The 21,656-nt window shown below is 70.8% G+C and carries 17 protein-coding genes; 11 read left to right on the top strand and 6 right to left on the bottom strand.

Features of this window, described 5'->3' with window-relative positions; all coding sequences use genetic code 11:
- Positions 1–4: 4 nt before the first annotated feature.
- A complete protein-coding gene (locus AB0H62_RS02555; protein WP_220246102.1) occupies positions 5–724 on the bottom strand; it encodes a hypothetical protein in 720 nt (239 codons plus the stop codon).
- Positions 721–1,959 (bottom strand): type VII secretion protein EccE, encoded by a 1,239-nt coding sequence (gene eccE / locus AB0H62_RS02550; protein WP_220246103.1) that lies wholly within the window; start codon positions 1,957–1,959, stop codon positions 721–723. Before eccE ends, AB0H62_RS02555 begins: the two co-directional genes overlap by 4 nt.
- Positions 1,960–2,502: 543 nt before the next feature.
- Here eccE and eccB point away from each other — a divergent pair.
- Genes eccB through AB0H62_RS02535 form a run of 3 tightly spaced genes read left to right on the top strand, consistent with a single transcriptional unit; the run spans position 2,503 to position 5,641 of the window.
- Positions 2,503–4,146, top strand: a complete 1,644-nt coding sequence (gene eccB, locus AB0H62_RS02545) for a type VII secretion protein EccB (RefSeq protein WP_220246104.1) — start codon at positions 2,503–2,505, stop codon at positions 4,144–4,146.
- A 53-nt stretch (positions 4,147–4,199) separates the two neighbouring features.
- Positions 4,200–4,529: a hypothetical protein gene (locus AB0H62_RS02540; RefSeq protein WP_255638639.1), complete on the top strand. Its 330-nt coding sequence runs from the start codon at positions 4,200–4,202 to the stop codon at positions 4,527–4,529.
- Positions 4,526–5,641, top strand: coding sequence for a WXG100 family type VII secretion target (locus tag AB0H62_RS02535; RefSeq protein WP_220246105.1), 1,116 nt, complete (start codon positions 4,526–4,528; stop codon positions 5,639–5,641). The genes AB0H62_RS02540 and AB0H62_RS02535 overlap by 4 nt, the downstream gene beginning before the upstream one ends.
- A gap of 66 nt (positions 5,642–5,707) precedes the next feature.
- On the opposite strand, the gene AB0H62_RS02530 is transcribed toward AB0H62_RS02535, so the two are convergent.
- Both AB0H62_RS02530 and eccD read right to left on the bottom strand, forming a co-directional pair.
- Positions 5,708–7,369 carry a S8 family serine peptidase gene (locus AB0H62_RS02530; protein WP_220246106.1) on the bottom strand — a complete coding sequence of 554 codons (1,662 nt, stop codon included), beginning with the start codon at positions 7,367–7,369 and terminating at the stop codon, positions 5,708–5,710.
- A gap of 8 nt (positions 7,370–7,377) precedes the next feature.
- Positions 7,378–8,745, bottom strand: coding sequence for a type VII secretion integral membrane protein EccD (gene eccD / locus AB0H62_RS02525; protein WP_220246107.1), 1,368 nt, complete (start codon positions 8,743–8,745; stop codon positions 7,378–7,380).
- A gap of 404 nt (positions 8,746–9,149) precedes the next feature.
- Here eccD and eccCa point away from each other — a divergent pair, with 404 nt between their 5' ends.
- The 5 genes from eccCa to AB0H62_RS02500 all read left to right on the top strand — a co-directional run bounded on the left by eccCa (position 9,150) and on the right by AB0H62_RS02500 (position 16,538).
- Positions 9,150–13,160: a type VII secretion protein EccCa gene (gene eccCa, locus AB0H62_RS02520; RefSeq protein WP_220246108.1), complete on the top strand. Its 4,011-nt coding sequence runs from the start codon at positions 9,150–9,152 to the stop codon at positions 13,158–13,160.
- Between the two features lie 58 nt (positions 13,161–13,218).
- Positions 13,219–15,252: a type VII secretion-associated protein gene (locus AB0H62_RS02515; RefSeq protein WP_360583676.1), complete on the top strand. Its 2,034-nt coding sequence runs from the start codon at positions 13,219–13,221 to the stop codon at positions 15,250–15,252.
- Positions 15,253–15,262: 10 nt separating this feature from the next.
- Positions 15,263–15,628 (top strand): hypothetical protein, encoded by a 366-nt coding sequence (locus AB0H62_RS02510; RefSeq protein WP_220246109.1) that lies wholly within the window; start codon positions 15,263–15,265, stop codon positions 15,626–15,628.
- A gap of 243 nt (positions 15,629–15,871) precedes the next feature.
- A complete protein-coding gene (locus AB0H62_RS02505) occupies positions 15,872–16,195 on the top strand; it encodes a WXG100 family type VII secretion target (RefSeq protein ID WP_220246110.1) in 324 nt (107 codons plus the stop codon).
- A 58-nt stretch (positions 16,196–16,253) separates the two neighbouring features.
- Positions 16,254–16,538, top strand: a complete 285-nt coding sequence (locus AB0H62_RS02500) for a WXG100 family type VII secretion target (RefSeq protein ID WP_220246111.1) — start codon at positions 16,254–16,256, stop codon at positions 16,536–16,538.
- 130 nt (positions 16,539–16,668) lie between these two features.
- Here the strand turns inward: AB0H62_RS02500 and AB0H62_RS02495 are convergent, their stop codons facing one another.
- Together AB0H62_RS02495 and AB0H62_RS02490 are read right to left on the bottom strand one after the other, a co-directional pair.
- A complete protein-coding gene (locus AB0H62_RS02495) occupies positions 16,669–17,481 on the bottom strand; it encodes a DUF4333 domain-containing protein (protein ID WP_360583673.1) in 813 nt (270 codons plus the stop codon).
- A gap of 22 nt (positions 17,482–17,503) precedes the next feature.
- A complete protein-coding gene (locus AB0H62_RS02490; protein WP_360583671.1) occupies positions 17,504–18,394 on the bottom strand; it encodes a hypothetical protein in 891 nt (296 codons plus the stop codon).
- 267 nt (positions 18,395–18,661) lie between these two features.
- Here AB0H62_RS02490 and rplM point away from each other — a divergent pair, with 267 nt between their 5' ends.
- The 3 genes from rplM to glmM all read left to right on the top strand — a co-directional run bounded on the left by rplM (position 18,662) and on the right by glmM (position 21,529).
- The gene (gene rplM, locus AB0H62_RS02485; protein ID WP_220246114.1) at positions 18,662–19,114 is read left to right on the top strand and encodes a 50S ribosomal protein L13; all 453 of its coding nucleotides are present in this window, start codon (positions 18,662–18,664) and stop codon (positions 19,112–19,114) included.
- Between the two features lie 14 nt (positions 19,115–19,128).
- Positions 19,129–19,674, top strand: coding sequence for a 30S ribosomal protein S9 (rpsI, locus tag AB0H62_RS02480; protein ID WP_220246115.1), 546 nt, complete (start codon positions 19,129–19,131; stop codon positions 19,672–19,674).
- Positions 19,675–20,191: 517 nt separating this feature from the next.
- Entirely contained in the window at positions 20,192–21,529 is a 1,338-nt protein-coding gene (gene glmM, locus AB0H62_RS02475; RefSeq protein WP_360583669.1) for a phosphoglucosamine mutase, read from the top strand.
- Positions 21,530–21,656 lie beyond the last annotated feature (127 nt).

Raw genomic sequence — 21,656 nt, 5'->3', positions numbered from 1 at the left:
CGGCTCAGTCGCCCCGGCGCACCGGGCCGAGCAGCTGCTGTTCCTTCTGCGTCGTCACCAGGCGCAGCGGACGCCACAGGTTGCGGCCCAGCGCCACGACCTGGTCGTCCTTCAGCGTGGTCAGCTGGCGCATCATCTGCGGCGGCAGGCGCCAGATGCGGGCCGCCAGCTCGGCCTGGCCGGCGGGCAGGCGCTGCATCAGCACGAGGTCCGCGGCATTGGCCGTCGCGCCGGCCTGCGGGTGCAGGTACGGCAGGACGTAGACGGTCGTCTGCCACGGCGAACGCGGCGGGAAGAGGTCCTGCGGGGTCGGGCCGCCGTCGGTGACCACGAGCAGCGGCGCGTCCTCCGACGGGCGCGGCAGCTCGACCGGCGACAGGCGCCGGATCTGCACCAGGGGCGAGGGCCGGCCGTCGCGGTTGCCGGCGGCCTGGGAGAGCACCTGCCAGGCCGCGGGACGCCCGGTGGCCACAACCACCCACGCACCGACCGCCATCGCGCGCAGCGCCACCTGACGGGCCAGGTACAGCCCGCCCACGAGCACGATGCGCGTCGGCGTGGAGCGCAGGGCGGAGATGGTGAGCGGTTCGCCCTTCAGGCCCGAGCCTAGGACGATGCCGCCGCGGTCGCCCGAGGGGCTGATCGCGTCGAGCATCGCGGGGTCGACGGTGAACTCCGGGGCCACGCCAGGGTTCTGCCCGGCGTCGCGAAGGCGGGTGCTCATGCCGTACCTCCGATCGGCAGGGTCGCGGCGAACGCGGAGATCTGCAGGCCCCGCAACGGCGTCAGGTCGACGTCGAGCCGCTCCGAAATGGACTTGAGCCGCTGGTCGGCGGCCTCGAGCTCACGCGGGTTGCGGGCGCTCACGCGCACCACGCCGCGCAGGCCGATACGGCCCTCGTCCGCGGCAGGGGAAATCGACATGGCGACCGTGGCCGACAGCGCGCGCACACTCGTGAGCGCGTCGAGGCTGCCGGTGATCTTGCCCTTCGGCCAGCTCGTGATCGCGTAGCTGGAGTGCCCGATGCCGGCCGCCGTGACGCCCGTCCAGCTCTCCTGCAGCGTGACCTTCGTCGACGAACCCGCCACGGCCGTGAGCTCCGCGGCGGAGATGCTGGCACGCAGCAGCTCGTCCGGGTCCAGGGGCCGCGTCGGCACGCCCTGCGACTCCAGCGCGTTGCGCACGCGCGACAGCGCACCGATCAGCGCGCGGTGGGCGCCGACAACGCCGCCACCGCGTTCCCGGATCGCCTCCGCGCAGCGGCGCGGGTCGAGGCGGATCGCGATCCACGTGGTGCGCCGGGCCGCCGCGGGCAGCGGGCCGAGCACCTCCATGTACGAACTGAGCGCCGGCGAGTCCGACGGCAGCGCCGCGGAACCCGGGTAGCTGTGCCAGATCATCTGGATCGAGTCGAGCACCACACCGCGGTCCTCGAGGCACGGCGCCAGCGCCGACAGCGGCAGGCTCGGCGCACCGCCGGCCTGGGTGATCAGCGCGGGCGTCGGCTCCACGAGGAGCACCGCCGTCCACGTGCCGTCGTTCCAGGCGAGGCCGACCTGCTGGCGCTCGTGGTCGACGCCGTGCGCCACCACGAGGTCCGGCACGGCCAGGCGCAGCAGGTTCACGCGCGCGTCGTCCGGGCCCGTCACCGTGGTGTTCTCCGCGGCCAGCTCTTCGAGGCTGCTGGGCGGCGGCGGGGTCGCGACGCGGTCGTGCGAACGGAAGCGGTAGCGCAGCGTGAGACCGAGCCACTGGGTGAACCAGCGCCCGCCCCAGCGCAGGAACGCGAAGATGAGGAAAACGGCGGCGACGCCGATGGCGATGAACTTCAGCTGCTCCATGTTGATCGCGAGCAGCACGAGTCCGATCGCGACACCCACCTCGAGGAGCACGAGGTTCGCCACAGGCAGCGGGCCTAGGTTGATGCCGCCGGACCGCTGACGCGAAGGCGGGGCCATGCGGGTCGCGGTCGCAGTGCCACCACCCTGCGGCGAGCCACCGGAACCGGGGCCGTCAGGACCGGGTCCGCCGGAACCGCCGCCAGGCCCGCCAGGTCCCCCCGGACCTCCAGGGCCACCGGGTCCGCCAGGTCCTCCTGGACCACCCGGGCCGCCGCCGCGGGGGCCGGGCCCGCCGGGTCCTCCGGGACCACCGGGACCACCGGGACCGCCCGGGCCACCGGGTCCACGCGGGACTCCGCCGGGGCCGCCAGGACCGCCCGGCACGCCACCGGGTCCGCCCGGTCCGCCTGCTCTGCCCGGCCGCTGCGGCGGGCCCGGAGGACGTCCTCCGGGTGGCGGTGGCCCGGGGGGCCCTGGCGGACGTGGAGGCGTGGTGACGGACATCCGCGCGTTCTCTTCCCCTCGTGAGTGCTACGTTCCCGGAAAGCCGGTCCCGAGGTGTCCGACCCTAGCTTGAGTTGGTAGAAACCCCACACCAGACGGTCCCCGTACGGCTATCCTGCGGAACCGTACCGCGACGGGGAGGACTGTAGGTCGAGAATGCCATCAACACCCACGACTAAGAGTCAGGTTCAGGCCTACAAGTTCGTCATGCGCCGGATGCAGTCGGCGCTCGTCCGCCGCGACGCGGTGATGCTCCACGACCCGATGCGCACGCACTCGCGGGCGACCGTCGTCGGGGTGATCCTCGGTGTGCTCGGCGCGGTCGTTTTCGTGTTGATCGCCCTGCTCAGCCCGGCTCCCGCCGTGCCGGCGTCGGGCGGCATCGTGATCGGTGAGCAGTCCGGCACCGTCTACGTGGTCACGGGCAATCCGCAAAAGCTGATTCCGACGTTCAACCTCGCTTCCGCGCGCCTGATCTTGCTCGCGCAGTCGCAGCAGCAGACGCAAGGCGCACAAGGCGGAGCGCAGCCCGCGTCGAATGCCGCGCCGGCCGCGGCGGTGAATCCGACCGTCGTCTCCGATGAACAGCTCAAGAATATTCCGCGCGAGAAGCTGACCGGCATTCCCGATGGGCCACAACTTCTGCCCGGTGAGACCCAGCGCATTTCCCCCAACTGGGCGGTCTGTGACCAAGTGGCGCTCGACACGCGGCTGCCGCAACCCGACAGCGTGAACCGCACCGACACCACCGTGATCGGCGGTGTCGCGAACGTCGGCACCGAACTCGCGAAGGGCCAGGCGCTGCTCGCCCGCGCGGACGACGGCAAGACCTACCTGATCTACCGCCTGCAGGCCACGCAGGCGCGGCCCGACGCCAACACCGTGCGTGCCGAGGTCGACCTCGGCGACAACGACCCGGTGCGCGCGGCGCTACAGCTGCCGGCCAAGGCGCGCAAGGCTTCCCAGGCGTTCCTCAACGCGATCCCCGACGTCGGCAAGCTGGTGCCGCCGGTCGTCGATGGCGCCGGTGAAGCGCCGCAGCAGGACTTCGACGGCCTCACCGTCGGCGATGTGTTCTCCACGACCCCGTCGGGCGCGCAGCCGGACTTCTGGCTGATCACCCGCAACGGCATCCAGAAGGTGTCGTCCGCGGTCGCCGACATCGTCCGCACGGCGAAGAACGGCGGCGGGACCAAGATCACCGACCTCGGCCTGGAGAAGATCAACAACGTCCCACGGCTGCAGCCCACCGACGGCGGGTTCGTGAAGGTCGACAACTACCCCGAGCAGACCCCGACCGTGCTCGACGCCACGCAGGGCTCGCCGGTGGCGTGCCTCGGCTGGTCGCTCGACGCCAACAAGAAGACGGCCCACACCTCGGTGTACGTGAGCAAGGGCCTGCCGGCCGAGACGACGAACGCCGACGGCTCGAGCAAGGTCCAGAGCATCAGCAACACCGGGCCGAACGGCCTGCCGATCACCGGCTTCTACATGCCGCCGGGCTTCGGCGCCGTGGTGCAGTCGGCCACCGAGTCGCCCGCGACGTTCTTCAAGGGCCCGATCCAGCTGATCAGCGACCGCGGCCTCCGGTACGGCGTGCCGGACCAGGCGACGGCCGCCGCGCTCGGCCTGACCGAAGCGCAGCCCGCGCCGGAGTCGATCATCGGTCTGCTGCCCACGGGTTCGTCGCTGAACACGCAGGACGTGATGAAGCAGTTCGACTCGGTGCCGATCGACCCGAACGCGGGTTCGTTCCAGACGCCGGCCAACCAGCAAGCCGGTCAGCCGGCCGGGAACTGAAGCGGGTTCGCGTCCGTCACACTCGAAGACAGTCGGGTGAGCGGAGGGATGTCGTGGCAGCGGGGAACAACGCGCTGAACATCGACGGCGAAATCGTCGGCGGCTACGCGGCCAAGGTCGCGGTGGCCGCCGACGAGCTGGACACGGCCGCGGCCGGCGTCGGTGCGGGAGCGATCACGGTCGAGGCATACGGCGAGCTCGGTGGCCGGCTCGGTCTGGACCAGTCGTACGCGCGGGCGTCCGGGGCGTTGCGGCAGCAGCTGCAGGCAGGCGCGGCCGCGCTGCGTTCGGCCGCGGAAGCGCTGGACCAGCTCACCGCCGGCCACGCGCAGCGTGACGCCGACGCGGCCGAGCAGATCAAGCGCGCCGGGGGGCTGTCGTGACCGAGCCGTCGCTGACGTTCGTGTCGGAGCTCGCGGGTGAGCTCGGCGTGACCGACCCCGTCGAGACGTACTACCGGCCGCTGGTCGGCCGCTGGGCCGAGCTCGACGAAGAAGCGCAGCGCCTGCGCACCGCGGCGAAGACGGCGGGCGGCGTTTCCGCCGACCTGGCCGACGAGCTGGGCCGGCTCGACGCGTCGTGGTCCGGGGAGGACGCCGACGCGTTTGTCACCTACCTGGGTGAAATCCGGTCCGCGAGCGAAGGCGTCGAAGACGCGCTGGACGAGCTGGCGGGCGCGCTGGAGGAACTGGCCGGATCGCTGCGCAAGATCGTCGGCGACGCCGCCGACGTGCTCGTGGACTCGGCCGACCTGCTGTCGGAGTCGGCGATGCTGCCGGTCGGTGGCGTCAGCCGCTCGCGCACGCAGCTGCGTGAGACCGGGCAGTCGGTGAAGTCGCTCTACGACGCGGCGGAGGACGTGCTGCAGCACTTCGCGCAGCTGTGCAACGGCGTGGACGCACCGGCGGGGGAGCAGTCGAGCATCGCCGTGCGGCAGCACTACCCGCAGGAGCAGTTCCGGCTGCACGAAGGCGATTCCGCGCCGGCGCAGCAGCCCTCAGCGGTCACCGCGGGGCCGTCCACATCGGAGCAGCCGACGCACGACGGCGCGGCTCAGCAGGCCGCAACTCACCCCGGCACGGTCCACGCGGAAGCCGCGACCGCAGCGACCCATACCGACGCCACGACACCGTCGGCCGACGACTCCGTTTCGGCGTCCGCGGCCGAGGAACTCCACCAGGGCAAGGAAACCGGCGCCGACCCTCGCCTCACCCAGGGCCAGGCGGGCGTGCCGCCGATCGGGCCCGAAGGGCTCGCCCCGGCGCCCGCGCCGGTCGCCCAGAACGAGTCCGGCGGCATGTCGATGATGCCCATGATGCCGATGGGCGGCATGGGCGGCGGCGGAATGGGCGGTGGCGGTGGCGGCACGCGCCAGGCCAAGAACCGCACGCCCGCCAAGCCTTCCGAGCTCCTCGGTGATCCCGCGCCGGTCACGCCACCCGTGATCGGCGAGGACCCTCAGAAGCCCGCCACGGCCAAGAAACCCCAGAACTGACCGAAGGGGCCGTCCACCGCATTTTCGCGGTGTACGGCCCCTTCAGCGTCTTCGGTCGGGTACTGCTCAGCTCGGCGGGCCGGTCGGGCGGTTGCGCCGGATCGTGTGCATCACGAACAGCGTGATCAGCAGCGCCACGATGCCACCGCCGGTGCCGGCCAGCGCCACGATCATCGGCGTCGAGCTCATCGAGTCGGCCGGCGGCAGCACCGCCGTCTGCACCACGGGTTTCGGCTTCGCGAGCTCGCCGACGTCGTTCGGCAGGTTCGCGGTGAGCGCGGCCACGGGGTCGATCACGCCGTAGCCCACGAAGTCGTCTCGCCCGCCCGGTGCGGCCGGGTGCTGCGCGGTGGCCTCGATGCGCTGGATCACCTGGCGCGCTTTGAGCTGCGGGTACATCTGGCGCACGAGCGCGGCCACCCCGGCCACGTACGGCGAGGCGAAGCTCGTGCCCTGGATCGGCGACTGCTGGGTGCCATCGATGGTCAGGTTGGCCAGACCCGTCGAGCCCTCGGCCGGGTCGAGCGACACGATGTCGGTGCCCGGCGCGGCCACGCCGACCCACGGCCCGTGCACGCTGAACGACGCGACGCCGCCGGTTTCGTCGATCGCGCCGACCGACAGCACGTCGTCGGCGAACCACGGCGGCGTGACGATCGAGCGCGGCTTGTTCGGGTCGGCCTGGTCGTTCTGCGGGCAGTCGTCGGAGACGTTGCCCGCGGCGGCCACGACCACGACGTCGTGGTCGGCCGCGTACTTCACCGCGGCCTGTACCTCCTGCTCGCCCTTCTGGATGCTGTCGGGGCCAGTGGCCGCACGGCAGTGGTCCACCGACATGTTGACGACCTTGATGTCACCCCGGTCGGCGATGCCTCGGAGGATCTGGGCCAGCGTGTCCAGCGTGCCCGCGGTGCCTTCCTTCTGCAGCTGACGGGTGTCACCGTCGCTCTTCTGCTGGGGGCTCGTACCGGCGCCGCTGCCGCTGACCTGGCCGCCACCGCCGCCGTTGCCGGGCAGCTGGTTGCCGTTCTGGCCACCGTTCTGACTGCCGTTCTGCCCGCCGGGCGGGGTGCCGGTTCCACCACCGGGCTGGCCGGTGTCGCCGCCGGTGTTGTTCGTGTCCTCGGCGTAGTTCGAGCTCAGCTGCCGGTAGGACACGATCGTGGCGTCGGGGGCGACGCCGATGAAGCCGACCTTCGGGTCGTCCGGGTTGCCCGCGATGATGCCGGCGACCTCGGTGCCGTGGCCGTCGCAGTCCTGCAGACCGCCGGGCTGGTTGTTGTCCGGCGTCGCGACGTACTCACCGCCGGGTTCGACCCGGCCCTCAAACCACGGGTGCGGCGTGACGCCCGTGTCGACCACCGCGACCTTGATGCCCTTGCCGACATTGCCCTTGGCCGCGCGCACGATCTGCTGCGCCTTGTCCAGCTGCAGGTAGCTCTGACCCCACGGGATCGTGTTGATCTGGACGTTGTCGCCGAGGCTGCGCTGCACGCACTGGGTTTTCTTCTGGTAGTTCTTGTCCGGCTTCCCCGTGTCCGCCGGCAGCGCCGTCAGGTCCACCTGCGGCGGAATGGCCCACGTGCCAGCGGCACCGGTGTCCTGCTGCGCCGACGCGGGCGAGACGAGCGCGAACGGCGACAGCACCCCCAGCCCGGCCGCGAGCAGGACGACACCCGTGCGGCCACCGATCCCGAGCCGCCGGACGAGCGGACGTCGCGCGCGCATCTGCTGCCTCACTTGAGGTTCAGGTGGCGCAGCGTCGTGTAGAGGTCCATCACGCCGAGCGCGAGCGGCAGCACGACCGCGATGCAGATCGCCTCGAGGATCTCCACGGTGCGCCGCAGCGGCGGCGAGAAGCGCTGGTTCGGGAAGATCACGCCGACCACGAGCGAGCCCGCGGCGACCACGATCAGGGCGCCGAACACGTACAGCAGCCGGAACTCCGCCGTGGTGGCGAAGAGCCAGCCGACGAGGATGCCGGCGGCGGACACCATGCCGGTGGTGAGCAGCGCGATGGCCTGCGCGCCGTTGGCGTACGCGCGGGCGCGCAGCAGCAGCACGAGCGTGGCGATCACCCCGAGGATGACCCCGAAGTAGCCCGGCGCGGTCGCGGCGAACACGGCGGAGATCGCCGTGGTGGCGCCGCAGCCGATCATCAGGCCGGTCATGTAGTCGTGGGCGATCGCGGTGCGCTGCTCGATGGCCTCGTAGTCCGGGAAACCGGAGTCTTCCTTCAGCTCCTCCGCAGTGCTGGGCACGTGCGGCAGCGGGAGCTTCGCGAGCCAAATCGTGGCGCGCGGCAGGATCGAGATGCAGGCGAGTGACACGGCGACCGCACCGGCGCCCACGCCCGCGGGGGTCGCGCCGGGCACGAGCGTCGCGACCAGGAACGCGATCGCGCCGAACGTGCCGGCCGTGGCCGCGGCGATGAAGATGCGGATGCCGGCGCCGATGATGAGGATGCACACCGCCGAGACGATGAGCACGAGCACCGCGCCCAGCAGCAGGTTCGCCCGGACCGAAAGGCCGGGCACGATGTAGAAGCCGCTCACGAAGGCCAGCGGCAGGCCGCCCGCGGCGGCGATCAGCACGCCGGTGCCTTCGGCCTGGTAGCCCTTCGCGAGCGTCGCGCCGATTGCCACGCAGGCGATCGCGCCGAGGCCGCCGGCGATGGCCGCGGCGAGCGCGCTGCCGCCGTAGAGCGAGCCGCTCATGAACAGCGCCAGCGCCGAGATGAACAGCGCGAGGCCGCCCGCCACGTGCCCGAAGCGGCGGGCCGTCTCCTTGGTCCACGGGCGGAAGCTGTCGGGAGTCGACTCGGCGATGGCGTCGACCACGTCGTCGTACAGCGGCGGCGGCGGGTTCTCGTTGCGCTTGCGCAGCTGCAGCAGCTCGCCGTCCACGACGCCGAGCGACGCCAGCGTGCGGCTCGGGTCGAGCGGGGCGTCGCCGAGCTTGGCCAGTGCCCAGCCGCCGTGGCGCGCGCCACCGTCGGGCGAGGTCTCCTTGGCCATCTCCAGCAGCATCGGCAGCAGGTCGGCCACCGCGACGTCGGCCGGTAGCGCGACGTCGATCCGGGTGTTCGGTGCGACCACCGTCACCCTGCTGAATACCGTCGTGCCCGTTGCCACTAGATGCCCCCGCTCTGAAGAGTCAACTCCCGGGGCAACTTATACCGAACCCTGGAGCCGGGATCATCGACTGTCCGAAAATCCTTGGCGAAAGTACACCCGCCGGACGACGGACGGGCGGCGCGACCAGGTGGGATCGGCCGATTCGGGTCCTCGCTGTCGGTGGTGGGCCGTACACTCCGGGGATCAGAGGAAACGGGTTCGCGGGCGAGGTGCCGGACGTGCCGGTGTCCGTAAGTATCCGACGAGGGGGCAAGCTCGGTGCACTTCCGGGCGTTGGCCGGAAATCCCCGGCGACGTTCGATAGGTTGTCACGCGCGCCCGAGCGCAGGAGCCGGCCGGCAATCGTCGAGTTGGAATAGAGGGGTCCTTCGATGAGCACGCTTCAGTTCAAGAAGTCGCCGAGGTTGGCGGCGCCGCGCCCGCCGGGCGGCGAGGTGCACCTCGAACCCCCACCCGAAGTACCCCGCACGATCCCGGGCAACATCGTCGCGAAGGCGATTCCGGGCGTGATGATCTTCGCCTCGCTCGGGATGATGGTCTTCATGTTCACGGCGGGTGGCAAGAACCCGACCACGATCATGATGAGCGGCATGATGCTCATGGGCACCGTCGGCATGCTCGCCGGCGGTGGCGGTAAGGGCGGCGGGGCCAAGAAGGCCGAGATGGACGAGGACCGCAAGGACTACCTGCGGTACCTGGGCCAGATGCGCGACCGCGCCCGCGAGGCGATGGTCGACCAGCGCGCCGCGCTCGAGTGGGTGCACCCCGACCCGCAGTCGCTGTGGTCGCTCGCGGCCAGCCGCCGCATGTGGGAACGCCGGCAGAACGACCAGGACTTCCTGCACTTGCGCGTCGGCCGCAGCTCCCACCGCCTCGCCACGCGGCTCGTGCCGCCGCAGACCGGCCCGGTCGACGAGCTGGAGCCGATCGCCACCCTCGCGCTGCGCCGGTTCGTGCGCGCGCACTCGATCGTGCCCGACCTGCCCACGCAGATCACCCTGCGCGGGTTCGCCGCGGTGAGCATGCAGGGCGAGCGCTCGCTCACGCGTGGTCTGACCCGCGCGATGCTCGCGCAGCTGGTCGCCTTCCACAGCCCCGACGACGTGATGATCGCGATCGCCACCGCGGGCCGCGCGAAGGAGGAGTGGGAGTGGGCGAAGTGGCTCCCGCACGTGCAGCACCCCACGATGTCCGACGGCATCGGCCAGCTGCGTTTGATGGCCGGCTCGCTGTCGCAGATCGAGCAGTGGCTCGACGAGGAGCTGCGTGACCGGCAGCGGTTCTCCCGCAACGCCACGCCGGCGCCCGACCAGCCGCACGTCGTGATCATCATCGACGACGCCGAGGTCACGCGCGAAGAGCAGATCATCCTCGAAGAGGGCCTGGTCGGCGTCACGCTGATCGACCTGTCCGACACGCTCGGGAACCTCTCCGCCCGACGCGGCCTGCGGCTCGTGGCCGAGCCCGACCGCCTCGGCGCGCGCAGCGCGGGCGGTGTCGAGTGGTTCGGCCGGCCGGACACGCTCTCGGTGGTCGAGGCCGAGGCGCTCGCCCGGCTGATCGCGCCGTACCGGGTCGGGGGCGGTGGCGGCACGGAGGCGTCGGACGACGAGCCGTTGCTGTCCAACCCCACGCTGCTGGAGCTGCTCGGCATCCCGGGTGACCCGATGACTTTTGACGTGCAGGGCGCCTGGCGTCCGCGGCCGGTGCGCGACCGCTACCGCGTGCCGTTCGGGGTCGGCGAGTACGGCCAGGCGGTCGAGTTGGACATCAAGGAAGCGGCGATGGAGGGCATGGGCCCGCACGGCCTGTGCATCGGGGCGACCGGTTCGGGTAAGTCGGAGTTCCTGCGCACGCTGGTGCTGGGCCTGCTGGCCACGCACTCGAGCACGTCGCTGAACATGATCCTGGTCGACTTCAAGGGTGGTGCGACGTTCCTCGGCTTGGACAAGGCCCCGCATGTCGCCGCCACGATCACCAACCTCGCGGGCGACCTGACCCTGGTCGACCGCATGAAGGACGCCATCGCGGGCGAGGTGTCCCGGCGCCAGGAAGTGCTGGCGAAGGGCAACTACAAGAACGTGTGGGACTACGAGAAGGCGCGTGAGAACGGCGCCGACCTCGACCCGCTGCCCGCGCTGTTCATCTGCATCGACGAGTTCTCCGAGATGCTCACGGCGAAGCCGGACTTCATCGACATCTTCCTCCAGATCGGCCGCGTCGGCCGGTCGCTGCAGATGCACATGCTGCTCGCGTCGCAGCGGCTGGAGGAGGGCAAGCTGCGCGGTCTGGACACCTACCTGTCCTACCGGATCGGTCTGAAGACCTTCTCGGCCGCGGAGTCGCGCGCCGCGATCGGCGTGCCGGACGCGTTCGAGCTGCCGTCGATCCCGGGTTCGGGCTACCTCAAGTACGACACCTCCACGATGGTGCGGTTCAAGGCGTCGTACGTGTCGGGCCCGTACCGGCCCGCCGGCATCAAGGCCGCCGGGCCGGTGGCCACGGTCGTGCGTGCGGACAAGCGCCCGCAGCTGTTCGTGCCCGACTTCGTCGAGCTGCCGCCCGAGCCGGAGCCGGAGTTCGAGCCGGTCGAAGAGGTGGCGAAGCCGAAGGAGTCGGAGGAGGCCACCGAACCGAGCGAGCTCGAGGTGATGGTCGACCGGTTCATCGGCCAGGGCCCGCCCGCGCACGAGGTGTGGCTGCCGCCGTTGGACGAGTCCAACTCGCTCGACACGATGCTGCCGAACCTCAACCCCACCGACGACCGCGGCCTGTCCCCGGTCGGGTTCTTCGGCAACGGCCGGCTGCAGGTGCCGCTGGGCATCGTCGACCGGCCGTTCGAGCAGCGGCGCGACCTGTTGTGGGCCGACTTCTCCGGTGCCGCCGGTCACGCGGTCATCGCCGGTGGCCCGCAGGCCGGCAAGTCGACCATGCTCCGCACGTTGATCATGTCGATGTCGCTCACGCACACGCCCGACGAAGTCCAGTTCTACTGCCTCGACCTCGGTGGTGGCACGCTCGCGGGTCTCGCCGACCTGCCGCACGTGGGTGGCGTGGCCGTGGCCCGGCGCGAGCCGGACAAGGCCCGCCGGATCGTGGCCGAGCTGACGACGCTCATGACCGAGCGCGAAGGCCGGTTCGGCGCGCTGGGCATCGACTCGATGACCGAGTTCCGCAACCGCAAGCGCCGCGGCGAGATCCCCGCCGAGCAGGACCCGTTCGGCGACGCGTTCCTGATCGTGGACAACTGGCGCGCCATCCGCGACGACTTCGACGAGCTCGAGGCGTCGATCACGCGGCTGGCCACGCAGGGTCTGTCGTATGGCATCCACGTGGTCATCTCGGCCAACCGGTGGGCCGACCTGCGCCCGGCGATCAAGGACATGCTGGGCACCCGGTTCGAGCTGCGCCTCGGTGACCCGACCGAGTCGGACATCGATCGCCGCGTGGCGGTGAACGTGCCCGCGGGCCGCCCCGGCCGCGGTCTGACCCGCGAAAAGCTGCAGATGCTCACGGGCCTGCCGCGCATCGACGGCTCCAGCGACGCCGAGTCGCTGGCCGCGGGTGTGGCCGACGCCGTCGCGAAGATCCGCGGCGCCTGGCGTGGTCGCACCGCACCGCAGGTCCGCCTGCTGCCGGAGATGATCACCTACGACGAAGTCCTCAAGATCGACTCCAAGCGCAACACGAAGCTGGTGCCCTTCGGCGTCAACGAGGACGACCTCTCGCCGGTCTACCTCGACTTCGACGCCGAGCCGCACTTCTTCGCGTTCGCCGACGGCGAGTCGGGCAAGACGAACCTGCTGCGCCAGATCGGCCGCGGGATCGCCGAGCGGTACTCGCCGCAGGAGGGCGTGGTCCTCCTGGTCGACTACCGGCGCACGATGCTCGGTTTCCTCGAGGGCGACTCGCTGCTCGGGTACGCCGTGTCGTCGAACCAGCTCGACAGCATGGTCAAGGACGTGCACGGGTCGATGACCCGGCGGCTGCCGGGCCCGGACGTCACGCAGGACCAGCTGAGGAACCGGTCGTGGTGGACCGGGCCGGAGCTGTTCATCCTGGTCGACGACTACGACCTGGTGGCCACGCAGACGTCCAACCCGCTCAAGCCGCTGGCGGACTTCCTCGCCCAGGCGAAGGACGTCGGCCTGCACCTGATCATCGTGCGCCGCACCGGTGGTGCGTCGAGGGCCTCCTACGACCCGGTCATCGGCAAGCTCAAGGAGATCGCGGCGCCGGGCATGGTCATGAACGGCTCGAAGGACGAGGGCGTGCTGATCGGCAACATCCGGCCCGCCGCGATGCCACCGGGCCGGGGCGTGATGCTCAGCCGCAAGAACGGCAGGCAGCTCGTGCAGGTGTCATGGATCCAGCCCGACTGATTTCGGTGGCCGGCCGCGGCGTGCGCGGCCGATGCCCGGGCGACGGCAGGAGTGACGGGTGACGGTGCGGGTCGCGGTGGACTTCGGGACCACCAGCACCTGCGTCGTCGCCTCCGTCAACGGCCGCGAGCCGCAGGTCGTGGTGATCGACGGCCAGCCGTTGATGTCGTCGGCGGTCTTCGCGGCCGCCGACGGCACGCTGTTCGTCGGCCAGGAGGCCGAGCGGCAGGCGGCCGTCGACCCATCGCGCTACGAACCGAACCCGAAGCGGCGCATCGACGAGGGTGACCTGCTGCTCGGCGACTCCGTGCTGCGGGTCACCGACGTCGTCCACGCCGTGCTGGGCCGGGCGGTGGCCGAGGCGCGCCGCATCGCGGGCGACGCCGAGGTCGACCTGCTCGTGCTCACGCACCCCGCCGACTGGGGTGCGATCCGCACCCGTCTGCTGCGGCAGGCCGCGGGCCGGCTGGCGCGCGAGGTCGCGCTGGTGCCCGAACCGGTGGCCGCGGCCGTGTACCACGCGGCCACCTTCACACCCGTCGCGCAGCCGGACGGGCGGACCGTGGAGTTCAGCGGCCGGCCCGGAGACGCGCTCGCGGTGCTCGATCTCGGGGGCGGCACGGTCGACGTCAGCGTCGTGCGGCGGCTGCCCGAGGCCGGGCGTGGGCCGGGCGCTCGTGGTGGCTTCCAGGTGCTCGCCACCCGCGGCGATCCGAGCTTCGGCGGGGCGGACATCGACCAGGCCCTGCTGGAGCACATCGGCTCGCTGGTGTCAGGGGCCGATCCGGACGCGTGGCAGCAGCTGGTCACGGGCCGCGAGCTCGCCGACCGGCGCCGCCGCCGCGTGCTGCGCCAGGACGTGCGCGGCGCGAAGGAGACGCTGTCGCGCCACACGTACACCGACGTGCCGATGCCGCCGCCGTTCGCCGACGCGCACGTGACGCGCGAGGACCTCGAGAAGCTCATCGCGGCGCCGCTCGGGCGCACGGTGGAGCTGACCAGCGCGGCGATCGCCGACGCCGGGCTGCGGCCCAAGCAGCTCACCGCGATCTTCCTCGTCGGCGGCTCGAGCCGGATCCCGATGATCTCCCGCCTGGTCCACGAGCGCACCGGCGTGGTGCCCACGAGCCTCGACCAGCCGGAGACGGTGGTGGCGCGCGGTGCGCTGCGGGCGGTGCTCGTGGACCCCGACCGCACGGGCGCGCTGCCCGGCGCCTCGGTGGGGCGCCGGGCCGGTGCTCTCGGTGGCGTTCCGCCGGTCGAGCAGCGCACCGACGTCGTGCGGCCCGGCGAGCTGCCCGAGGGCGACGGCCGTACCGAGCTGTTGTCGCGGCCCGCTGCACCACGGGTTCAGCCGAGGCCGCAATCAGCGCCCCAGGCGGCGCCCCAGCCATTGTCAGGGCCGATTCCAGCGGTGCGGCCGACGCCGGGCCGAGGCTTCGCGGGACCTGCTCCGAGCTCGGCGCGTCCCCCTCAGCCGGGTGGTCCAGGCCGCCCGCCGGGACAGCCGTGGCCGCCGGAGACCAGCGCCACCGGCAAGAGCGCCGGCCGGAAGCGGCTGTGGGGGATCGGCGCGGTCGTGGCGGTGGTCGTGGTCGTCGCCGCGGTGGTGCTGTTCGTGGTCAACCGGGGCGGCGACGACCCGGCGGGGCTGCCGGGTAAGACGTTCGTCCAGTACGACTTCAGCGTCAGCGCGCCCCAGGACTGGGTCCAGACCTCCGACCAGGTCGCCGAGCGCCAGGTGATCCTGCACCCGCAGGACGCGTCGGCCGGCAACGACCTCGTGGTCGCCCAGGAGTTCGTGATGGACTACGACGCGACCGTCGACCGCGCGCAACTCGTGAAATCTTTGCAAGCGCAGGCGGCCAGGGACCCGAACTACAACGCCTTCGATCCGGACCTGACGTACGGTGGCCGCACCGTGATCGGGTACCACCAGCGCAAGAGCGACCAGCTCACCGTGAACTGGTACGTGGTGGTGCAAGGGAAGATCCGGGTGCACGTGGGGTGCCAGTACGAAGCCCCCGCGTTGCGGCAACGCGTCGACACGGCCTGCGAGCAGATCGTGCGGACGCTGAAGATCACCAGCTGAAGGAGTGCCCGTGCCGTCGGAACCCGAGTCCGCCGCGGCGGCTTTCACGCGAGCGGGGCAGGACGCGGTCACGCACGCGCGCCGGGTCGCCGGCACCGCGCTCGCCCGCAACGTCCGCCACCGCGAGGACAACCGGGAACTGATGAAGGCCTACGCCCGCCACCGGCTCGCGGGCGGCGGCGCGGTCGAACCGACTCCGCGGGTGCTGCGCGGTGCCGCCGCCCGGTTCCGCGCGGCGTGCGGGCTGCCGATGCCGCACCTGCCGACGGAGGCCGAATTGGTCCGGTCCGAGCCCGAAGTTCCCTCGCCGGCCGCACGAACGAGTGATGACGAAGAGGACTTTTCGCAGTTGCGAATCATGAGCCGGGAACCGTGAAACTGGTTCATTCCGGCTGTGCGTGTGCTAATTGCCCAGTAGGCCAAGGGTTTTGTGACTTCTCCCGGCGGCGTCGCGCTCGGCTCGGCGGCGCCGGTTCCCTCGGGTGGCGTTCACGCAAGCAACTACTTGGGAAATCTCGCACCAAGGGTGAACCGAACCTGGCACTGTCTTCGTCGTAGGGGTGTACGGCGGAAACAGGACGCCGGTACGCACGACAATCAGATGAAGGGGGTAGTTCCCATGGCGGCTGGCGGCTTTGAAGGAACTCCGGAAGAGTTCACCAACGCTGAGAACCAGGTCACCGACGTTCGCGTCGCGATGGACCAGCGGCTCTCCACGCTGCAGGGCGAGATCGAAGCCACTCGCGCGGGCTGGGACGGCGAAGCGGCTCAGGCGTTCAACAACGTCATGCAGCGCTTCGACGAGTCGGGCAAGAAGCTGAACCAGTCCCTCCAGCGCATTGCGGACCTGCTGCAGGAAGCCGGCTCCAAGTACCAGCGCACTGAAGCCGAGCAGAACGAAATCGTGAGCAGCTTCAACAAGGGCTTCGGCGTCCTCGGCTGAGCCGAGCGGCAACGTTCAGTTCATCCATTCCACACCCCGACTTTGACAGGAGTACGACATGGCACGCATCCTCGTTGACCCGGCCACGATCCACCGGGCGGCTGACGACTGCAACGCGACCACCAAGGACCTGAAGTCCTCGTTCGACCGGCTCAAGGAAGACCTGAGCAAGCTCACGAACACCTGGACCGGTGCGGCCAAGGACAACTACCTGAAGGCCCAGGCCGACTGGGACAACAGCTTCAACGACCTCACCCAGCTGCTGGCGCAGATCGCCATCGCGCTGCCGGAGATCGCCGACGGTTACACCAAGACCGACAAGGACGTCGAGAACCTCTTCTGATTCTCGGGTTCTGACGAAACCACGGCGGGCTCCGCACTTCGGTGCGGGCCCGCCGTTTTCGTTGTGACGCAGTCGTGTGCGGGGCAAGGGGCTTCGCCGCGTCCGTTGTGGACTGGCGCGTCCCTGCCGCTCAGTGCGGCGCGCCGACCTCGTACTCGGGCTTGTCGTTGAGCACCCGCACCGTGACCTTTCGCGGCTGCCCGCCGAGCTGCAGCGTGCAGTCGAAGGTGGTGCCGTTCTGCGTGGACTCACCCGAAGGGCAGGTCACGTTCTTCACGTCGGGCTCGCCGTAGTTCTCGGCGAGCACGCGGGAAACGCCGTCCTGCAACGACTTCTGGTCGAGCGTGTCCCCTTGGAACGCGCCGAGCAGCCACGCCGCGCCGCCGCCGATGATCACCACGGCCACGGCCGCGCCGGTGATCACCCACGGCCGCTTCGAACGCGGGGCCTTCTTCACGGCTTCGGCGGAGAACGCGCCGAGCCCGCCGTACGTCGTCGGCTGGAACCCGCCGCCGAACGCCGCGCCCTGCTGTTGCGGCGGCACGCCCGGCACCTGCTGCGCCTGCTGTCCGGTGGCGTAGGGCTGCTGTTGCGGCGCGCTCGCCGGGTTCGCGTACTGCTGCGGACCACTCGCCGGATACTGCTGCGGGGCGACGCCGGGCTGCGGCTGCGCTCCGGGGTTCGCGTACTGCTGGGGGTTGGCGTACGGCTGTCCGCCGGTGTTCGGGTACTGCGCCGGTGTTCCCTGCGACCACGGGTTTTGCTGCTGCGGGTTTTGCGGCTGCTGCCACGCACCCTGCTGCGCTGCACCCTGCTGCATCGGGCCCTGCTGCCACTGGCCGGGGTACTGGGCTTCCTGCCCACCAAGACCGCCGGACGCGGGCGCCGTGGGCGGCTGCCACCACCGCTGTGGTTGCCGGTGATGCTCGGGCGGCTGGGTCATCGGAGGTCACCTCGGGTGCTCATCAGTTGCCCTGCAGCTGGGCGAGCCGGTTGTAGAAGTCCTGCTTCGCGGCGTCGTCGGGCAGTGCGGTGATCTGGCTCGCGTCCGGCAGCTTCGGCAGGTCCTGCGCGGTCGCCTTGCCGGTGAAGCGGAAGTCGTAGTTGAGCTCGATGTCGTGGCCGTCGCCGGAGAACTTGGCGGCCATCACGAACTCGGCGAGCGAACCGTCCGGCTTGAGCTTGATCGTGGTGGGGATCACGGACTTGTTCAGCTGCGGCCCCACCTCGTTGAGCAGCGAGTCGGGCAGCAGTTCCACGCGCTTGTCGAGGAACTGCGAGAAGGGGACGTTCACGGTCAGCTCCGCCGAGCCGTCGGCCGAGCTCTTCGCGCCGCGTACGGCCTTCTTGTCGGCGTTGTACGAATCGTCCACGGCGTTGGCCATCTTGCAGGCCGTGAGCACACCGCCCCACGCGCACGGCTGGATCAGCCCGGCCTCGGGCTTCGGCATCGACACCCATGCCGTCGGCTCGAGCGACTTGTACGTGGGGCCGAGGTAGACGTACTCGAGCGTCCCGTCGGCGGGGGTGAACGTGTCGATGATCTCGTCGGGGTTCTTCTGCGACCGGTTGTGGACCACGCGGCTCTCGGGGCTGCCTGTGCGGGCCGAGGTGATCACGCTGTGGATCCACTTGTCGTCGAACTTGAAGTACGCGTCGGCGGAGTTGGTGACGTCGCGCGCGTCGAGGATGGAGTTCTCCAGCTTCGACATCGCCTTCTCGAACTTGGCGCCGACGTAGGCCGAGGCCTGGTCGCCGTTGGGCAGCGCGGTGCCGGCGCGGGCCTGCCCGCACGCGGTCGCGAGCACCAGCACGGCGCCCAGGGCGAGCGCCGCCCGGCTTGCCCGTTTCGTCATCGCTTTCCCCCGGGTGTTCGGCTGTCCGCGCGGATCGTCTCATCTTGACGGGTCGCGCGGACCCGCGTGGGTGGTTCGGTGACGTCGGCCGGTACAATCATCGATGCGGTCCGAGGTGCCCGGTTTCGGGGGTCTCGACCGGCGGGCACCCCCCGCTGCACGGGTCACGTAAGCAGAGGCGTATCTTTATATGTCGTTGTGCGTTGCGGCGCGTCAGCGCTAGGCCCGCACAGAACCCACACGCAATGTTGACGACGAGGTAGACCCTTGCCCACGTACAGCCCCAAGCCCGGCGACGTCACTCGTGCCTGGCACGTGATCGACGCCGAGGATGTCGTGCTCGGCCGGCTCGCGACCGAGGTCGCCACGCTGCTGCGCGGCAAGCACAAGCCGACTTATGCCCCGCACGTGGACACCGGCGACTTCGTCGTCATCGTCAACGCCGAGAAGGTCGCGCTCACCGGTAACAAGCGCGACCAGAAGTTCGCGTACCGCCACAGTGGCTACCCCGGCGGTCTGCGCAAGCGTTCCTTCGGCGAGCTGCTCGACACCAAGCCCGAGCACCTTGTCGAAAAGGTCGTGAAGGGCATGCTGCCGAAGAACAAGCTCGGCCGCGCCATGGCCAAGAAGCTGAAGGTGTACGCCGGCCCGCAGCACCCGCACGCCGCGCAGCAGCCGCAGGCGCGCGAGATCACCAAGATCGCGCAGGTCGCGCAGTGAGTGAGGAACAGTCTGTGACCAGCACCGAGACCGAGGCTCCTGTGGCCGACGAGGCCGTTGTCGCCACGTCGGAGACCCCCGCGGTCGAGACCCCCGCTCCCGAGACCCCCGCGGTCGACGGCGCTGTCGCCACGAGCGAGTCGCCGGCCGCCCCGCGTCCGTCGCGCGCCGCGGGTGGCAACGCCCAGACCGTCGGCCGTCGCAAGGAAGCCGTGGTCCGCGTCCGCGTCGTCCCCGGTACCGGTGAGTTCAAGCTCAACGGCCGCACCCTCGCGGAGTACTTCCCGAACAAGGTGCACCAGCAGCTCATCCGTGAGCCCCTGGTCACGGTCGACAAGCCGGACTCGTTCGACATCTTCGCCAACCTCCACGGCGGCGGCATCTCGGGCCAGGCCGGCGCTCTGCGCCTCGCCATCGCCCGCGCCCTGGTCGAGGTCGACGCCGACGACCGCCCGGCCCTCAAGAAGGCCGGCTTCCTGACCCGTGACGCGCGCGCCACGGAGCGGAAGAAGTACGGCCTCAAGAAGGCCCGTAAGGCTCCGCAGTACAGCAAGCGCTGATGTTGCGGTCGTGGGGCGAGTCCTGCTCAGCGCCTTGAGGCGCTTCGCCGGACTCCCTCCACGATCACTGCGTTCGTGGGTGGTCCTGCTCGCGCCTGATGGCGCTTCGCTGGGCTCACTTCGCGGACCATTTGGGGGTCGAACCCCCAAGCCCCCGCCAGGGGCGAGCCCCTGGACCCCCGCGGCTCACGCAGTCGTGGGCTGGAACGGGCGACGTACGTCATTCGTGGGGTGGGCCCTGGTGCTTCGCGGGCTTACCTCGCGGTCGTGCGGGGGTTGAAGTGCTTGGCCTCGTGAGAGGCAACCTCGGGAGCGCCCATCCGTCCATCGGATGGGCGCTCTCGTGCTTTCCGAGTGCTGTCTGAACGTGTTCTCAGGGACCTCATGCGTCCCATCCGCCCCACAGTGATGCATTTCGCGCGCGGTCCGCGACATTCCTGGGGTGGGGGCAGGGGCCCGGCCGGGTCGCAGCCGCCGCTAGGTTGTCGTGGTCTATTGGACCTAGGAGGTCGTGGAGATGGCCCGACTGTTCGGCACCGACGGGGTACGAGGCCTGGCCAACGCCGAGCTGACCCCCGAGCTGGCGCTTTCGCTCGCGGCCAGCGCCGCGCGTGTGCTCGCCGCGCACGACCGTTCGCACCGCCCGGTGGCCGTGGTCGGCCGCGACCCGCGCGCCAGTGGCGAGATGCTGGAGGCCGCCGTGGTGGCGGGCCTCGCGTCCGCCGGCGCCGACGTGCTGCGCCTGGGCGTGCTGCCGACGCCCGCCGTCGCGTACCTCGTGGGTGCGCTGGAGGCCGATCTGGGCGTGATGATCTCGGCTTCGCACAACCCCATGCCGGACAACGGCATCAAGCTCTTCGCCGCGGGCGGGCACAAGCTCCCCGACAGCATCGAGGACGAGATCGAAGCCTGCCTCGGCGGCGCCGACGTCGTCCGCCCGACGGGCTCGGGCGTCGGCCGCGTGTCCGACGCCTCCGACGCGCTCGACCTGTACCTTGCCCACCTGGTCTCGGCCACGCCGCACCGCCTCGACGGCCTGAAGGTCGTGGTGGACTGCGCCAACGGCGCGTCCGCCGTCGCCGCCCCCGAGGCCTACCGCCGCGCCGGCGCCGAGGTCGTCGCCCTCCACGCGGAGCCCGACGGCATCAACATCAACGAGCACTGCGGTTCGAACCACCCCGACCTGCTCCGCGCCGCCGTCGTCGAGCACGGCGCCGACCTGGGCATCGCCCACGACGGCGACGCCGACCGCTGCGTCGCCGTCGACGCCTCGGGCGAGCTCGTGGACGGCGACCAGATCATGGCCGTGCTGGCCCTCGCGCTGGCCGAGGACGGCGAACTGGTGAAGGACACGCTCGTCGCCACCGTGATGAGCAACCTGGGGCTGCACCTCGCGATGAAGGCCCACGGCATCACGGTCGTCACCACTTCCGTCGGCGACCGCTACGTGCTCGAAGAGCTGCGCGCCTCCGGCCTCGCCCTCGGCGGCGAACAGTCGGGCCACGTGGTCCTCCCCGCCCACGCCACCACCGGCGACGGCCTGCTGACCGCCCTGCGCCTCATGTCCCGCATGGCCTCCACCGGCAAGAAGCTCGCCGAGCTGGCGTCCGTGATGAACCGCCTGCCCCAGGTCCTCGTCAACGTCCCCGTCGCGGACAAGGCGGCCGTCGCGGGTTCCTCCGAAGTCCGCGACGCCGTCGGCGAGGTCGAAGCCGAACTCGGCGAAGAGGGCCGCGTCCTCCTGCGCCCCTCGGGCACCGAACAGCTCGTCCGCGTCATGGTCGAGGCCCCGGCCCACTCCACGGCCCAGGCTGCGGCGGACCGGCTGGCCGGCGTGGTGTCCGCGGTCTCCTGATTCGTCCCGGATTGCCGAATCGCTGCGCCCGTCGTCACAGCCCGGGTACATTCCGTGTGCGAGTGCGATGGCACCGGGGGCGGGTTCCGTGCGTCCTAGAGTGCTGGAACACAGGTGCTCTAGGGAG

It is taken from the genome of Amycolatopsis sp. NPDC050768 (assembly GCF_040654155.1).
In the GTDB taxonomy this organism is placed as follows: Bacteria; Actinomycetota; Actinomycetes; order Mycobacteriales; family Pseudonocardiaceae; genus Amycolatopsis.
Note: the sequence above shows the minus strand (reverse complement) of the source record. Positions and strands in the feature narration are given on the sequence as shown.

Excerpts from the sequence above, each read along its gene's own strand:
- AB0H62_RS02505 (WP_220246110.1), top strand. The coding sequence starts at position 15,872 with ATGGCGGCTGGCGGCTTTGAAGGAACTCCGGAAGAGTTCACCAACGCT.
- eccB (WP_220246104.1), top strand. The coding sequence starts at position 2,503 with ATGCCATCAACACCCACGACTAAGAGTCAGGTTCAGGCCTACAAGTTC.
- eccCa (WP_220246108.1), top strand. The coding sequence starts at position 9,150 with ATGAGCACGCTTCAGTTCAAGAAGTCGCCGAGGTTGGCGGCGCCGCGC.
- AB0H62_RS02490 (WP_360583671.1), bottom strand. The coding sequence starts at position 18,394 with ATGACGAAACGGGCAAGCCGGGCGGCGCTCGCCCTGGGCGCCGTGCTG.
- eccE (WP_220246103.1), bottom strand. The coding sequence starts at position 1,959 with ATGGCCCCGCCTTCGCGTCAGCGGTCCGGCGGCATCAACCTAGGCCCG.
- AB0H62_RS02495 (WP_360583673.1), bottom strand. The coding sequence starts at position 17,481 with ATGACCCAGCCGCCCGAGCATCACCGGCAACCACAGCGGTGGTGGCAG.
- AB0H62_RS02555 (WP_220246102.1), bottom strand. The coding sequence starts at position 724 with ATGAGCACCCGCCTTCGCGACGCCGGGCAGAACCCTGGCGTGGCCCCG.
- AB0H62_RS02500 (WP_220246111.1), top strand. The coding sequence starts at position 16,254 with ATGGCACGCATCCTCGTTGACCCGGCCACGATCCACCGGGCGGCTGAC.
- glmM (WP_360583669.1), top strand. The coding sequence starts at position 20,192 with ATGGCCCGACTGTTCGGCACCGACGGGGTACGAGGCCTGGCCAACGCC.
- AB0H62_RS02530 (WP_220246106.1), bottom strand. The coding sequence starts at position 7,369 with ATGCGCGCGCGACGTCCGCTCGTCCGGCGGCTCGGGATCGGTGGCCGC.